The sequence below is a fragment of the Streptomyces sp. NPDC005408 genome (assembly GCF_040606445.1).
In the GTDB taxonomy this organism is placed as follows: Bacteria; Actinomycetota; Actinomycetes; order Streptomycetales; family Streptomycetaceae; genus Streptomyces.
Genome location: NZ_JBEXEX010000005.1, coordinates 79,029 through 93,903 on the forward strand (window position 1 = coordinate 79,029; position 14,875 = coordinate 93,903).

The 14,875-nt window shown below is 66.9% G+C and carries 10 protein-coding genes; 8 read left to right on the plus strand and 2 right to left on the minus strand.

Features of this window, described 5'->3' with window-relative positions:
* Nucleotides 1–193: 193 nt before the first annotated feature.
* Nucleotides 194–853 carry an HAD family hydrolase gene (locus ABZS64_RS07135; RefSeq protein WP_355824293.1) on the plus strand — a complete coding sequence of 220 codons (660 nt, stop codon included), beginning with the start codon at nucleotides 194–196 and terminating at the stop codon, nucleotides 851–853.
* Here ABZS64_RS07135 and ABZS64_RS07140 read toward each other — a convergent pair.
* Nucleotides 834–2,105, minus strand: coding sequence for a transcriptional regulator (locus ABZS64_RS07140; RefSeq protein WP_355824296.1), 1,272 nt, complete (start codon nucleotides 2,103–2,105; stop codon nucleotides 834–836). The genes ABZS64_RS07135 and ABZS64_RS07140 overlap by 20 nt on opposite strands.
* Nucleotides 2,106–2,467: 362 nt before the next feature.
* Here ABZS64_RS07140 and ABZS64_RS07145 point away from each other — a divergent pair, with 362 nt between their 5' ends.
* From ABZS64_RS07145 to ABZS64_RS07160, 4 genes are read left to right on the plus strand one after another with little or no spacing between them, the layout of a single operon-like run.
* Entirely contained in the window at nucleotides 2,468–2,827 is a 360-nt protein-coding gene (locus ABZS64_RS07145) for a hypothetical protein (RefSeq protein WP_355824299.1), read from the plus strand.
* A 5-nt stretch (nucleotides 2,828–2,832) separates the two neighbouring features.
* Nucleotides 2,833–4,134, plus strand: a complete 1,302-nt coding sequence (locus ABZS64_RS07150; protein WP_355824302.1) for a radical SAM protein — start codon at nucleotides 2,833–2,835, stop codon at nucleotides 4,132–4,134.
* Nucleotides 4,131–5,036: a radical SAM protein gene (locus ABZS64_RS07155; protein WP_355824305.1), complete on the plus strand. Its 906-nt coding sequence runs from the start codon at nucleotides 4,131–4,133 to the stop codon at nucleotides 5,034–5,036. The genes ABZS64_RS07150 and ABZS64_RS07155 overlap by 4 nt, the downstream gene beginning before the upstream one ends.
* Nucleotides 5,037–5,071: 35 nt before the next feature.
* Nucleotides 5,072–5,842 carry a hypothetical protein gene (locus ABZS64_RS07160; protein ID WP_355824308.1) on the plus strand — a complete coding sequence of 257 codons (771 nt, stop codon included), beginning with the start codon at nucleotides 5,072–5,074 and terminating at the stop codon, nucleotides 5,840–5,842.
* Nucleotides 5,843–5,900: 58 nt separating this feature from the next.
* On the opposite strand, the gene aspS is transcribed toward ABZS64_RS07160, so the two are convergent.
* Nucleotides 5,901–7,211, minus strand: a complete 1,311-nt coding sequence (gene aspS, locus ABZS64_RS07165; RefSeq protein WP_355824311.1) for an aspartate--tRNA(Asn) ligase — start codon at nucleotides 7,209–7,211, stop codon at nucleotides 5,901–5,903.
* A gap of 978 nt (nucleotides 7,212–8,189) precedes the next feature.
* Between aspS and ABZS64_RS07170 the strand changes: the two genes are divergently transcribed.
* The 3 genes from ABZS64_RS07170 to ABZS64_RS07180 are packed head-to-tail and all read left to right on the plus strand — an operon-like array spanning nucleotide 8,190 to nucleotide 14,808.
* Nucleotides 8,190–11,780 (plus strand): DEAD/DEAH box helicase family protein, encoded by a 3,591-nt coding sequence (locus ABZS64_RS07170; protein WP_355824313.1) that lies wholly within the window; start codon nucleotides 8,190–8,192, stop codon nucleotides 11,778–11,780.
* A complete protein-coding gene (locus ABZS64_RS07175; protein ID WP_355824316.1) occupies nucleotides 11,777–13,258 on the plus strand; it encodes a restriction endonuclease subunit S in 1,482 nt (493 codons plus the stop codon). The genes ABZS64_RS07170 and ABZS64_RS07175 overlap by 4 nt, the downstream gene beginning before the upstream one ends.
* A complete protein-coding gene (locus ABZS64_RS07180) occupies nucleotides 13,255–14,808 on the plus strand; it encodes a class I SAM-dependent DNA methyltransferase (protein WP_355824319.1) in 1,554 nt (517 codons plus the stop codon). The genes ABZS64_RS07175 and ABZS64_RS07180 overlap by 4 nt, the downstream gene beginning before the upstream one ends.
* Nucleotides 14,809–14,875: the final 67 nt, after the last annotated feature.

The following is a 14,875-nucleotide window of genomic DNA, read 5'->3' on the forward strand; positions in this document are numbered from 1 at the left end:
CAGGCGGTCCAGAGCCCGGACGGAGCTGACCCTGTCTTCGAGGAGTTCGGCGCCTAGTTGGCGGCGTCGAGGGCTCAGAGGCATGTCCGGCAGGCACGGCGAGGTGATGCTCCCGCTCACCGCCCAGCGGTCAGGACCATTGCTGTCCGAGAGGCCGCTTCGCCGCCGGCTTGGACCGTCTAACCTGCGGAGCATGATTCGTGCGGTGGTATTCGACGTGGGCGAGTGTCTTGTTGACGAGACCCGGGAGTACGGGACGTGGGCGGACTGGCTGGGGGTGCCACGGCACACCTTCGCGGCGATGTTCGGGGCGGTCATCGCGCAGGGGCGCGACTACCGCGAGACGTTCCAGGAGTTCCAGCCCGGGTTCGATCTGACCGAGGAGCGGGAGAAGCGCGCCGCGGCCGGGAAGCCGGAGTGGTTCGGCGAAGACGACCTCTACCCGGACGTCCGGCCCACCCTGGCCGCCCTCCGTGAAGCAGGGCTGTGGGTTGGCATCGCCGGGAATCAGACCGTGAGGGCCGGCGGGCTGCTGCGCGGGCTGGACCTGCCATCCGACCTGATCGCCACCAGCGACGACTGGGGGGCGTCAAAGCCGGACGTGGCCTTCTTCGAGCGGGTCATCGAGGCGACGCCCGCCGAGCCGGGCGAGGTCCTTTACGTCGGTGACCGGCTCGACAACGACATCCGCCCGGCCGTACAAGCGGGGCTCCTGACCGCCCTCATCCGGCGCGGCCCCTGGGGCACGATCCAACAGCGCGATCCGGACGCGGATGCGATCACGACGATGCGCATCGACTCACTCGCGGAACTGCCGGAAAAGATCGCCAAGTTCAACGCTGAAGGGCGCTGACCGTCGTGCCCCAGTCGTAGAGACGGTCATCGAGGTCCCGGACGCACTGCTCGTTCTGCCGGGGGGCGAGCGTGCGCCGGACCTCGCGGATGCGATCCATACCGGTGGCATACCAGGTGATAGCCAACTGGTCGAGGGCCATGATGGCGTATCTGCATGCCTCCTCCGGCTTGCCGTCCGCGGCTTCGACCGCAGCTAGGTCACCAAGGACGACGGTGCGCTGTTTGTCCGACTCGGGTGGTAGACCGGCGAGTACGTCGTGGAGCGTCTGACGAGCCTGCGGCAAGTGGCCTGCCTTCAACTGCGTGTTGCCTTTGAACGCGGACAAGCGGACAGGGCTGAACCAATCCAGCCAGTCGGGAGTGGCATGTTCGGAGCCCGCAGAGAGTGTGTCCTCGGCGCGGCGGATCAAGCGCAGGGCTGCGCGAGGATCTCCGCAGCGGGTTTCGCATTCCGCCTCGACGGCGTCCAGCCACGCCCAGAACTCCGCCGATGTGTGTCCGCGGCGGGCGTAGGTACGGGCGGCCAGCATGCGCTCGACTGCCGCTTCCCGATCGTCCGCCCAGCCTGGGATGAAGGCCATGTGCGCCAGGATGGCCGCTCCGAGCAGTGGGTCGTCCGCTTCGCCTGCCGCCTGCAGAGCCCGCAGGAGGGTCTCTGAAGCCTGTCCTGGTTGTTGCAGGTCGAAGAACTCGATACGGCCGGCCAGCAGGTAGGACTCGGCCAGTGCGGCCGCGACGGTCTGGCGGGCTGGGTTCGCCGTTTCTGGGAGGAGGGCGCAGCCCAGGCGAGCATGCTCCAGAATCGCTGGATGTAGCACGGTCGGCGCAACGGACCAGTACAAGTGCCGGTGCGCGCGTGTGACGGACCCGAAGTCCCGGCCGATTGTTGCTGGTTGCGTTGCGGTTCCACCCTGAGCGGGGACGGACGCCAACCGTGCTCCTGACAGGGCGTGCGGTGTGTTGTCGCGCCCCGTGTTGGGCTGGGGCCGGGAGCTTCCCCAGGGCGGGGTGAAGCCGAGGTCTTCCATGCTCTGCGACAGGAGGTGGGTCAGGACCCGGTGCACATCGGGCTGCGGCCATGGCGGTGTGGAGGACTCCCAGCGCCGGACCTGCCGGACGCCGACGGCCAGACCTCTGATGCCGAGCGTCAACGCCGCCTTGGTGATGGCGTCGGCCAGGGCCTGCTGCGAGTTGTAACCGGCAGCCAGGCGGGCGGCCTTGAGTCTGATGTTGCCTGTGGGGCGCGGCATGGATCTCCTCTGGGGCGAGCTCTCGTCAGAGAGCGACATGCGATGTCCTCATGATGGCGCAAACACATCCATCAGACAGCAACAAGGCCCTGTATAAGTCCCTTTGATGGCCTGTCAGAGTCCTCGAATAGGACCTCTCAGGTCAGCATGATGTCACCACGTCACTGCGAAGCCACGTCTCACCACGCGGCTGTGCGCACCGCGGAGCAGCGGGGCTGACAACTGGGAGTCTGCACTACCCCTCGTGCCCGCTTGTCGCAGTGCTGCCAAGCGCCGCCCCGCCCAAACTCCCCGAGCGGGGCGGTACCTGCCGGTCTGCGGGGGTTGTTCAGCACATCCAGCACACAGGAAAGGGATCAGCTATGCCTCAAGCCAGGAGAGAGAAGAAGGACCACCTGATCTACGCGGACGTCGTGGACTCCAAGTCCAAGGCGGGCGTGTGGATGGGGGAGCGCGCCTCCTTCCAGGAGAAGCAAGGTCGCATCATCGAGGCCCTCAAGGAGCAGACCGACTGGGTTGACCTGAAGGACGCGATCATGGTCATCGGCACCGATCCGGCCGGTGTCACGGTCATCGCGCCGAACCCGACGCTGCCGGGTGTGATCGTCCTCGCTGACGGCGGTTCGCCGGCCACCTCCGCGAAGCTCCAGGCCACCGCCGAGGAGACGGTCCGCGCGGTTATGGGCGAGCTCGGGATCGCCGAAGAGGAAACGACGGCCTGATTACCATGGTCGTCCCCCAGATGCTGTGGGGGAAGTACTTCCAGTACGAGCGGGATGGGGAAGCGGTTCTCCTCGACCCGGTCGCGTTGGACAGTGTCTTCATCGACTCCGGCGAGGTCCGTGACCTCGCCGGGGTCCCCCCGACCGTGACCCATGAAGCCCTTGGAGGGCTCGGCTTCGCTCCCGGTGCCCCCGTGGCCGACCGGCGTGAAGCACTCCATGACCGTCTTCGGCTGCTTGGCCTCGACGCTGCTCCCGGCCGAATCAGCGGTCTGCGGGTGGTGCTCACCGACCGCTGCAACATGGCCTGCACGTACTGCTTCGTCGATACGAACAGCGGCAAGCCGGACATGACGAAGGAGGAACTCTCCAAGGGGCTGGAGTTCCTGTTTGAGCAGAATGCCGGGCAGGACGAGGTGTCAATCCAGTGGTTCGGTGGTGAGCCCACCATCCGCTTCGACCTCATGAGGTACGGCGATCAGCTCGCCGACACCCTTGCCCACCGCTATGACGTGGCTAGGGTACGGCGCACCGTCGTCACCAACGGCGCCCGCCTGACCGACGATGCCCTCGATCACTTCGTCGCGTACGAGTACGGAGTCGGCATCTCCATCGATGGCCCGCCTGGCATCAACTCTGCCAACCGTCTTCTGCTCGGCGGACAGCCCGCCGACGACCGGATTCGCCGTAACGTCGCTCGATTCGTCGAAGCGGGCGGGCTGCATGTGGGCTGCAACCTCACCCCGACGGCCGCGAACATCGGCCGCCTCGCCGAGACCGTCCGGTGGATCATCGATGACCTCGGGCTGAAGTTCATCTACGTCAACACGCCCATCCCGACCGCGGGCCAGTGGCAGGTCAACGGCGCGGACCTAGCCCGCGAGCTGTACGAGGCCCGCGTGGCGGCGCTGGGGCGGGGCGGGATGCTGTTCTCCGTCCTGGACCGCGCCTTCCAGGCCCTCGATACCCGCCGGCCGATGCTGTTCGACCACATGCAGGTCGATCGCAGCCTGAACGCTGCTCTGCTGCCCGGCAACCGGGTGAGCCTGTGCGACATCAACTTCACCGAGCCGTCGTTCCTGCACACCCTCGACGAGCTGCGCGCTGATCCGGGCCTCCTGGCCGGCGTGGCGAAGAGGGTCGCGCCCATCCCCGAGTGCGGGAACTGCCCGGCGCTCGCCATCTGCGGCGGGCCGTCCCGCAACGAGCAGGCTCTCATCGGCGGCAGCACCCCGGATCCGGAGATGTGCGCGTTCTACACGAGCACCGTGGAGATCGCGGTGTGGGACAACACGGGGGTGCAATGAACACACATGTACGCACGGCGTTGGTGTCCACGGCCGGGCACTGCAAGGTGGCCTGCGGATTCTGCTTCCGGGCCGACCGCGCTCACGGCTTCCTGAATACCGCGACCTACGCCCGCCTCCTGTCGCGGCTGAAGGAGGCGGGCGTGGAGGGGGTGTGCCTGACCGGCGGCGAGCCGACCCACCACCCGCAGCTGAGGCACCTCATACAGCTGGCCCACCAGTTCGGAATGTCGGTGTCGATGGTGACCTCGGCCCGCACCGTCGCGGAGGTGGTCACCCTCTCCGAGGTGGCGCATCTGCTGGCCAACGTGACCGTCTCCGCCGACTCGCAAGGAGCGATGGTGCTGGGTCGCACCACCCGCACCGCGACCTCGGGCCTGGCCACGCTGCGCGCCATCAGCACCGAGACGAAGATCCTGCATGTCATGTGCTGGGGCCTAGGCGAGGGTGAGTGTCAGGAGCTGGTCGGCCTCGTGTCCGAGGCTGGGGTGGAGGTTCAGTTCAGCCCCGTCGTCCTCGACGAGCGTGCCCTCCGCCGCGAGGGCACGTCGGTCCAGGACTATCTGGTGCAGCACCACCTCGACGCCGATCGGCTGGACCGCTACTTCAACCTGTCCGACCGATACCGCACCTACCTCGGCGAGCTTAAGGACCTTCAGTTCCCCCCGGAGGGGGGCGAGCGGTGGCCATGCCGTTCGGCGACCGCGTACGTATCCGCCGATGGCTCAATACGGCGCTGCCCCTACGGCCAGGCATCCGTCAGCGTCCACGCTCCCCGGGCCGCGATCAGACATTTCCTGACCGCCCCGGCGCAGGACCGGGTGACACCGGACTGCGCTGCCATCTGTCGCCCCTCCACCACATCCGACGACCGCAGTGCTTCGTGCACCGCGCCGGCATGAAGCGGCCCAGTGCACACGACCCCATGGACCGATCTATGACGATCACGACACCCGAAGATTTCACCCAGCGGTGGCGGCAGCCGCCGAACTTCCCGATGGAGGCCGGCTTCGACTACACGTTCCTGCCCGCCATCGACATCCTCGACCACGTCCGTAGGGACAAGGAGGTCCGTTTCACGATCCTCGGGGACGACGACTGGCAGGTGCGCATGGACCGCACTGCCGCCTTCCGCACCGCGCCGATCGAGGTGGTCGTCACCTGGCCATTCCGGCTGGTGCACTTCAGGCTCAGCCTCTTCTACGACGACCTCCTGGACGGGTTCCAGGAGGAGGTCGTGATCCCCTGGCGCACTCATCTGGCCGCTCAGGGCTTCACCTGGCAGCGCTTGGCGCCCATCCTGTTCCTGTCCACCGAGGGTGCCGCCTCGACCTACCACAACGACAACTCGCACGGCCTTGTCTGGCAGGTTCATGGCATCAAGACCTTCCATAGCTACCTGGATCCCGACAAGCATCTGCCGGCTGACGCGGCGGTCATCGGCGAGACCACAGGCGAGGACCCGCCCGAGCACGATGCGTCCGACCGCCAGTCCGTCACCATGCAACCCGGAGACCAGCTCTGGAGCCACGCACTGACCCCCCACTGGGTCACAACCGAGTCGAAGTTGGCCATGAGCGTCACGCTCTCCCACGGCGGCCTGTGCCACCAGGGCCGCTTCTCGGAGAGGGAGCTAGCGCTGCGCGCCTACTGGGACAAGAACCCCGCTGACGCGTGGACGCATGACCTGCGCAATGTCCGCTACTGAGACCGCGTCCCACGACACGAGGCACTGGCCCATGTCGTGGGACGCAGCCCGCGGCCGGTTACGGGGTGAGCCGGTTCGGCCCGCGGAAGAGGAACGTGGCCTCGCGGATGGAGTCCAGGCCGAGCATCACCATCAGCACCCGGCCGAGGCCCATGCCGAGCCCGCCGTGCGGCGGGCACCCGTATCGGAACGCGTTCAGGTAGTCCTGCAGCGGCTCCGTGCTCATGCCCTTCTCGGCGGCCTGCTTCAGCAGCACGTCGTACCGATGCTCGCGCTGGGCGCCGGTGGTGACCTCCAGCCCGTTCCAGAGCAGGTCGAAGCTCAAGGTCACGCTCGGGTCGTCGGCCGGCCGCATGTGGTAGAAGGGCCGGATGCCGACCGGGTAGTGCGTGATGAACACGAACTCGTGCCCGGTGGTCTCCTTGATGTGCGCCGAGATGCTCCGCTCACCCTCCGGGTCCAGGTCTTCCTTGATGCCCGCCAGGTCCCAGCCGTCCTTGCGTAGGATCTCGTGCGCCTCAGCCATGGTGACGCGGGGGAAGGGCGTGGTGGGGACGGTGACCTCGACGCCGAAGTGCTCTGCGATCGCCTCACCGTGCGCGTCGGCGACCTTGGCGATCGCGTAGGCGAGCATCTGCTCCTCGAACGCCATCACGTCCTCGACCCCGTGGATCCAGGCCAGCTCCACGTCGACGCCGGTGAACTCGGTGGCGTGCCGCGAGGTGAACGACGGCTCGGCACGGAAGACCGGCGCGATCTCGAAAACCTTGTCGATCCCGGCCGAGATCGCCATCTGCTTGTAGAACTGCGGCGACTGCGCCAGGTAGGCGCTGCGGTCGAAGTAGCCGAGCTTGAAGACCTCCGCACCCGACTCCGAGGCGGTGCCCATGAGCTTGGGCGTGTGCATCTCCGTGGCGCCCAGCTTGTAGGCGTACTCGCGCATCCCCTGCTCCAGAGTGGTCTGCACGGCGAACATCAGCTGGGTGGCAGGACGGCGGCGTACGTCCAGGAATCGCCAGTCCAGTCGCTGCTCCAGGCCGGTGTGCTCGTCGATCGGCAGCGGTGTCGCAGCCAGGTTCAGGACCTCGACCACCTCGGGGACGATCTCCAGGCCTCCGAGCTTCACCTGGGCGGCGTCGACGACCCGGCCGGTGATACGGACGGCGGATTCGGGGGTGAGGGCTTCGAGTTGGGCTTCCAGGGGTCCGCCGTCGCGCTTGTGGGTCACCTGCGCCATGCCGGTGCTGTCGCGCACGATGACGAACTGCATTTTGCTCTGCAGGCGGAGGGTGTTCACCCACCCGCAGACGGAAACGGTACGGCCGACGTGTTCTCGCATGTCGGAGACAAGTACGCGGCTGTGGATCATTTCGGTCCTCCGAAGGACGTCGTCATGATCCCTTGGGAGTGCGGGCGAGAAGGGCAACTCGCGGTACCACCGCACTTTCGCCGCCACGAGGTGACGGCCTCATTCGGGCCTTATGACGGGGGCCGGCCGGCGGGGCATGGGACCACCAGATGGGGTCGTTCCTCCCCGCGCTCAGGAGGGTCTTCACCTCGGGCGCGAGACCGCCTTTCCAGCTTCCGGCGGCTCTCTCGGCTCGCGTGTTCCGTGGCTACTCGTCTCCGTCAACGCGTTGCCCAGCAGGATACGGAGCGTGTGGCGGCGGTGGCAATCAAGAAACTCATTCGTTGATGGGAGAACCTGCCGTGAGTGGCGGTGCGACGGGCGGTGGTCGCCGATGTCGAGGAACTCGCCCGCATCCGCCAGCTATCGCTGACCTGTCCGACGGAGCCTTGCACTACGCCGAGAGATTTGCCGGGCGGTCCTTGGACCAAGGGTCGCCGGGAAGCCTTCACCGCTCTGCTCGGTGACCATGCCACGTCCGCTGCGTTCATGGTGATGCCGCAACGCCTGGCTGCCAGGCGCGCTGGGCTTCTTCCGCTCCGGCCGTCAGGCCCCTAACACCAGCAGCCGTTCAACGGGGAGTCAACCCGGCCGCCATCGATCCGCGGTTCCGCCATGGTCTCGCGGGAGTGCTACTGCATCAGCAGGACGTCCAGCTCTGAAGACGAGCCCGAAGATGCGCTATGCCCAGTTGGTGAACCGTCTGTGTCGAAGCTGGCCGAGACGCTTGCGGACGCGGGATGAGGCGGAGAGCTGCGGCTGTGGATGCCGGGGATCCGGTGACGCGGCCGAGCGAGCGGATGCCGGGGAGTCTCCTTCCAGGACGCACCGCACCCGCCGAACACGCCGCATCGGCTAAAGTCCTTGCCAGCGCTGGCTGTTCATGTCATCCTGCAAGGCTTTGCACTGACATATCGACCAGCACTTTGAGGGGAACGCATGGTGACGGCGGCGGTTGGCCCGTCCGGTGGGGACGACGAGCAGGTCGCGCGGTTGGCCGCGGGATCGTCCAACTTCGGCCACCTGCTCGGCCACGAGCCATTACTGGTGACGCTGGGCTGCGCCGCGGAGTCGTACGTGCACACCGATCCGCATGCGGCCATGGTGAAGGCTCGCCTCTTCAGCGAGATCATGGCAAAGCATCTCGTCACCCTGGTCAATGTCACCGTTCCCGGCAACAAGCAGGTCGACCGCATCAACGCCCTGACCGGGGCGGATGTTCTCGTTCCCCAGGTGCGTGCGTGGTTCGAGGGGATCCGCACGACGGGCAACCGGGCGGTCCACGAGTACTACGCCAACGTGCGCGCCGCGCTCCAGGCGGTGGAGACGTGCTTCCGCCTCGGTGACTGGTTGCACCGCTCTCTCGACCAGTCCGACACCACGCACCGCGTCTTCCTGGCGCCCGCGCCCCCGTCCGCCTCGCCCGACCCCGAGACGGTCACCGACGCACAGGAGTTGGAGCAGCTTCGCGCCGAACTCGACGCCTACCGCCGGAAGCTGGAGGTGGCCCGGCTCCGTTACGACGGCAAGCAGAGCCGGCTGGAGCGCGAGCAGGCCGCCCGCGCTCAGGCCGAGGCGGAACTGGCTCGTGCCGAGGCCGAGAGGGCTGCTCTGCACGACGTGGTCGCCGAACTGAGCGACCAGATCACCGAGTTGACCGCCCCCGCCCTGGAGTCGCGTACCACCGCCCGGCCGCTGGACGGAGCGTCGCAGCGCGACGAGTTCATCGCCTACGCGCAGAAGGCTGCCCTTTCGCCGATGAGCGAGGCGCAGGTCCGTACCGAGCTGGACCGCATCCTGGAGAAGGCAGGATGGGCCGTCCAGGACGACAGCACCAAGAACCTCTTCGCGGAGGAGCGCGGCGTCGCCGTCCGGGAGGTCTCCACTGCCGTCGGCCGCGCCGACTACCTGCTCTACGTAGACCAGCGCCTGGTCGGGGTCATAGAGGCTAAGCGGGAGGGCGCCGACCTGGAGGCCGCCATGCAGCAGGCCGCGCGCTACGCCACGGGGCTGACCCGCAGCCAGCAGCTCAGCGCATGGCGTGCCAGCCTGCCCTTCCGGTACGTGGCCGACGGCAACACCGTCCGCTTCCACAACGCGCTCGACCCCTCTCCGCGCACGCGTGAAGTGTTCGCCGTGCACCGGCCGGAGACGATCGCACGCTGGATCGACGAGGCCGAGGCCGACCCCGCCGTGCCGACCCTGCGCGCCCGGATGCGTCGCCTGCCGCAGACCTTCCTCGACCCGGACCCGCTGCGCCCGGCTCAGAGGACGGCTATCACCGGCCTGGAGCGCTCCCTGGCCAAGGACGACCCGCGCGCCCTGATCCAGATGGCAACCGGTGCCGGGAAGACGTACACGGTGGTTAGCGAGAGCTACCGGCTGCTCAAGCACGCGGGCGCCAAGCGTGTGCTGTTCCTCGTCGACCGCAACAACTTGGGCAGCCAGGCCGCCACCGAGTTCGAGAACTTCGACACTCCGGACGACGGCGGCAAGTTCACCGAGCTGTACGTCGTGCAGCGCCTCGCAGGCGACACCGTCCTCGGTTCCGCACACGTGGTGGTGTCCACCGTGCAGCGGCTGTGGCTCGCGCTGACGGGCCAGGCGGTGCCGAGCGCTGACGACAACACCGAGGCGCTCGACCGCTACGATCTCGTCGACGAGCCGGTGGGGGTCGGCTACAACCCGGCCCTGCCGCCGGAGTCCTTCGACCTCATCGTCGTCGACGAGTGCCACCGCTCCATCTACGGCAAGTGGCGAGCGGTTCTTGAGTACTTCGACGCCCACCTGGTCGGCCTGACCGCCACTCCGGTCATGCAGACCTTCGGGTTCTTCTTCCAGAACCTGGTCAGCGAGTACCCGTACGAGCAGGCCGTCGCCGACGGAGTCAACGTCGACTTCGACGTCTTCCGGATCCGTACGGAACTGGGGGAGAACGGCGGAACGATCCCCGCCGAGACGGTCGTGCCGATGCGGGAGCGGAAGACCCGGCGGGAGCGGTACCAGGAGTTGGAGGAGGACCTGGAGTGGAAGGCGTCCCAGTTGGGCCGCCAGGTCATCAGCAAGGGCCAACTGAAGCTCGTCATCGAGACCTTCCGCCAGCACCTGTACACGGACATTTTCCCGCCGGTGGGCGAGGGCGAGGTCCAACGGTCGCGTACGCATGTGCCCAAGACGCTGATCTTCGCGGCGGACGACAACCACGCCGACGAGATCGTCCAGATGGTGCGGCAGGTCTTCGGTGAGAGCGACGACTTCTGCATGAAGATCACCCATGCCGCGAAGCGCCCCGCCGAACTCATCAAGGCATTCCGCAACAGCCCTGAGCTGCGTGTCGCGGTGACCGTGGACATGATCGCCACGGGCACTGACATCCCGCCGCTTGAGTGTGTCTTCTTCCTGCGGGACGTGAAGAGCTGGGCCTACTTCGAGCAGATGAAGGGCCGGGGTTCGCGGACGATCGACCCCGCGGAGTTTCAGGCGGTCACGCCCGACGCCGAGGTCAAGGAGCGGTTCGTGATCGTCGACGCGGTCGGGGTCACGGACTCGCCGCGTGTGGACGCGCGCCCGCTCAACCGTGTCTCCGAGCGGAAGATCCCGCTGGAGCGGCTGATGGCCAAGACGGCCGGACTGGCGCTGACGGAGGACGAGGTCGCCACGCTGGCGGGCCGCCTTGCGCGCCTCGACCGGCAGCTCACTCCCGAGGAGCGCGAGGAGGTCCAGGAACTCGCCGGCCAGCCGCTCCAGGAGATCGTCGGCGGGCTGGTCCGATCTGTCGACCCTGACCAGCAGGAGAGGGCTCGGAGGCTCGGCGGCCAGGAGCAGATCCGGCAGGACATGCTGGAGGCATTGAAGCCGATCGCCGCCAACCGAGAGTTGCGCGTCCGGCTGATGTCGATGCGCCGCGCCCACGACATCGTCATAGACGAGGTCAGCGTGGACGAGGTGAAAGAGGCGCGCGGCATCACGGCGGACGAGCTGGCGATGCGGCGCGTGTCCTCCTGGCAGCAGTACCTGAAGGACCACCGGGACGAGATCGCCGCGTTCAACATCGCGTTCAGCGAGCGGCGCGACCCGAAGGAGGTCTACCGGCGCCTGAGGGATCTGGCGCGGAAGATCGAGCGCCCTCCGTTCCAGTGGACTCCGGCGCGCCTGTACGACGCGTACGTGCAGCTGGGCAAGGCAGCTCAGCATCCGCGGGGGGCGGCTGGTGTCGTGGATCTGATCGGCCTCCTGCGGTTCGAGTTGGGGCTGGATGAGGAGGTACGGCCGTACCGGGCGCTGGTCGAGGAACGGTACGCGGCATGGCGGGCCCAGCAGGAGCAGGCGGGAGCGGAGTTCACGGCCGACCAGGTGTGGTGGCTGGACCGGATGGTGGACGTGATCGCGACGGATGCGGCGATCGAGCCCGAGCACTTGAAGGACGTACCCTTCATCGAGCGTGGGGGCGTGGACGGGTTCCTGAGGGAATTCGGGGCCGATCGGGGGGCTGAGATTTTGGATGAGCTGGGACGGGAGTTGGGTGCGTGAGCGAGGGTGGTTTTTCTTCGGCGTTGCCGGAGGGGTGGGCTTGGGCCACGCTCGACGAACTCCAGGCGGCCGAGCCTGGGGCGATGACAGATGGCCCTTTCGGTTCCAATCTCAAGTCCAGCCACTACACAGAATCTGGCGCTCGGGTGATCCGACTCCAGAACATCGGAGATGGCGAGTACATGGACGAGAAGGCGTTCGTCTCTCTCGACCACTTCGAACAACTCCGAAAGCACGAGGTGCGGGCGGGGGATCTGGCCATTGCATCGCTGGGCAACGAGTTGCCGCGTGCCTGCCTCATTCCTGACCTCAAAGCTCCGGCGATCGTCAAGGCAGACTGCATCCGCATGCGGGTCCACCCTGACATCGACAACCGGTGGCTTCTCTACAGCCTCATTGCGCCGCAGACGCGGGCCTACGCGGCAGAGCGCATCCGTGGGGTGGGGCGCCCCCGGCTTGGGTTGAACGAGATCCGTCGAATTCCGGTGCCCGTGCCCCCGCTGGAGGAGCAGCGACGCATCGTCGCGGCGCTCGAAGAGCGGCTGTCGCGCCTCGAAGCGGCTGATGGGACTCTCCAGATCAGCGCCCGCCGCATCGAGCGGTACCTCCAGGCGGTGCTCCACAAGATGACGTCGTCCCACGACGCGGTGCAACTGGGCGATGTGTTGGCTTCCGGCCTGACGAATGGCCGATCCGTCCCGACTCGAGCGGGTGGATTCCCTGTGCTTCGTCTCACTGCTCTGTCCGACACCTACGTTGACCTCAAGCAATGCAAAGAGGGCGACTGGGAGGAAAGCGAAGCGGAGTCGTTCCTTGTTAAACAAGGTGACTTCCTCATCGCTCGCGGAAATGGTTCGGTTTCTCTGGTAGGTCGTGGGTCACTCGTTGTCGATGTCCCAACTCCTGTCGCTTACCCGGACACTATTATTCGGGCGCGCCCTGACATAAAGAAGATCCTGCCAGGGTATCTGCGCATCGTCTGGTCTTCCTTGGCGGTTAGACGCCAGATTGAAAGCCAGGCACGTACAACAGCGGGCATCCACAAGGTTAATCAGAAGATTCTTGGCGCGATTGAGTTCCCGCTGCCTGACCCGTCGACCCAGCGAGCGCTATTTGCTCAGTGGTCCGACATCGAGCAACAAGCCAGGCATCTCACGCACACTGTGTCCGCCAGCAAGCGACGAAGTGTCACCCTCCGTCGCTCACTCCTCGCCGAGGCCTTCGCCGGACGTCTCGTCCCCCAGGAGCCGGCCGATGAGCCTGCCGACGCGCTGCTTCTTCGCATCCGCGCCGAGCGCGAGGCGGCCGGAGCGACCAAGTCCCGGCGCCGAAGCCCCCGCCGGACGCCCGCGCGACGCACGCGCACGACGGACACCGCACCGGCATCAGACGCGCCCCCATCACCCTCGGCCGACGCCCCCGCCCTCGCCCTCGCTTCCGCCATTCAGCCCACCCTCGACATGGAGATCCCTTCGTGACCACGACCGAGGCCCGTCGGCTCGTCGACAAGCTTTGGAGTTATTGCCATGTCCTGCGCGACGATGGCGTCTCCACCATCGACTACATCGAGCAGTTGACGCTTCTCGTGTTCCTCAAGATGGCGCACGAGGCGCAGTCCCGTCCGCCTATGTTCCGCGAGCAGATCATGCCCGAGGGGTCGGTCTGGGAGGGCCGTGGCTGGCCCGAGCTGCTGAACAACGACGGTGCCGAGCTCGAAGCTGCGTATACACAGCTGCTCGAAGACCTCGGCAACCAGCGCTCCGGCACCACCTTCCGCCTGATCTTCAACGGAGCCAGGAACCGCATCCACGACCCCGCCAAGCTCAAGCGCCTGGTCAAGGACCTGATCGACAAGGAGAACTGGTCGGGTCAGAAGACCGACATCAAGGGCGACGCGTACGAGGAACTGCTATCCCGGGGTGCGGAGGACATCAAGTCGGGTGCAGGGCAGTACTTCACCCCGCGTCCGCTGATCCAGGCGATCATCGACTGCGTCCGCCCGACCCCGGACGACACCATCACCGACCCCGCCTGCGGAACCGGCGGCTTCCTGCTGGCCGCCGCCGAGTACATCCTCCACGAGTACGGCAACCAGCTCACCCCCGAGCAGCGCAAGCACCTCAGCAGCGGCGGCATCTGGGGCACCGAGCTGGTCAAGAACACCGCCCGTCTCGCTGCGATGAACCTCTTCCTGCACGGCATCGGTCAGCCCACCGGACCTGCTCTGGTTCGTACCAAGGACGCCCTCGCCGCTCCGCCCGACAAGCGGGCGAGCCTGGTCCTGGCCAACCCGCCGTTCGGCAAGAAATCGTCCATCACCGTCTACGGCGACGACGGTTCCGCCGCCCGCGAGGCGATCGCCTACGAACGGCGCGACTTCTGGGTAACCACAACCAACAAGCAGCTCAACTTCGTGCAGCACATCGCCTCGCTCCTGGAGATCCACGGCCGAGCTGCGGTCGTCGTCCCCGACAACGTCCTCTTCGAGGGCGGCGCGGGTGAGACCATCCGCCGGCGTCTGCTGAACGAGTACGACGTCCACACGCTGCTCCGCCTGCCCACCGGCATCTTCTACGCGGGCGGCGTCAAGGCCAACGTCCTGTTCTTCGAACGCAAGCCGGCCCGGCCCAACCAGCCGTGGACCGAGAAGCTGTGGGTCTACGACTTCCGTACGGCCCAGCACTTCACCCTCAAGCAGAACCCGCTCACCCGGACCCACCTTGAGGACTTCGTGCAGTGTTACCGCGCTGACGAGGACCGCTCCAAGCGCGTGGAGACGGAACGCTTCAAGGCGTACACGTACGAGGATCTGATCGCCCGCGACAAGGCCAACCTGGCCATCACCTGGCTCCGCGACCCGAGCCTCGACGACGCGGCCAACCTTCCCGCACCCGAGGTGCTGGCCGCCGAGATCGTCGAAGACCTCCAGGCCGCCCTGGAGGAGTTCGCCGCGATCGCGGAGACGCTGCAACAGGCTCGGAGTAAAGGACAGAGTGCGGCAGCGGAGGAAGCGCACGTTGCGGACTGAGCGCACATGCGGCCCAACACGCGTGCAGGCGGGTGCGGGGCCGCATATGTTTGCGCCGTCAGTGCCC

Excerpts from the sequence above, each read along its gene's own strand:
- ABZS64_RS07135 (WP_355824293.1), top strand. The coding sequence starts at position 194 with ATGATTCGTGCGGTGGTATTCGACGTGGGCGAGTGTCTTGTTGACGAG.
- ABZS64_RS07170 (WP_355824313.1), top strand. The coding sequence starts at position 8,190 with ATGGTGACGGCGGCGGTTGGCCCGTCCGGTGGGGACGACGAGCAGGTC.
- ABZS64_RS07140 (WP_355824296.1), bottom strand. The coding sequence starts at position 2,105 with ATGCCGCGCCCCACAGGCAACATCAGACTCAAGGCCGCCCGCCTGGCT.
- ABZS64_RS07150 (WP_355824302.1), top strand. The coding sequence starts at position 2,833 with ATGGTCGTCCCCCAGATGCTGTGGGGGAAGTACTTCCAGTACGAGCGG.
- ABZS64_RS07155 (WP_355824305.1), top strand. The coding sequence starts at position 4,131 with ATGAACACACATGTACGCACGGCGTTGGTGTCCACGGCCGGGCACTGC.
- ABZS64_RS07160 (WP_355824308.1), top strand. The coding sequence starts at position 5,072 with ATGACGATCACGACACCCGAAGATTTCACCCAGCGGTGGCGGCAGCCG.
- ABZS64_RS07145 (WP_355824299.1), top strand. The coding sequence starts at position 2,468 with ATGCCTCAAGCCAGGAGAGAGAAGAAGGACCACCTGATCTACGCGGAC.
- aspS (WP_355824311.1), bottom strand. The coding sequence starts at position 7,211 with ATGATCCACAGCCGCGTACTTGTCTCCGACATGCGAGAACACGTCGGC.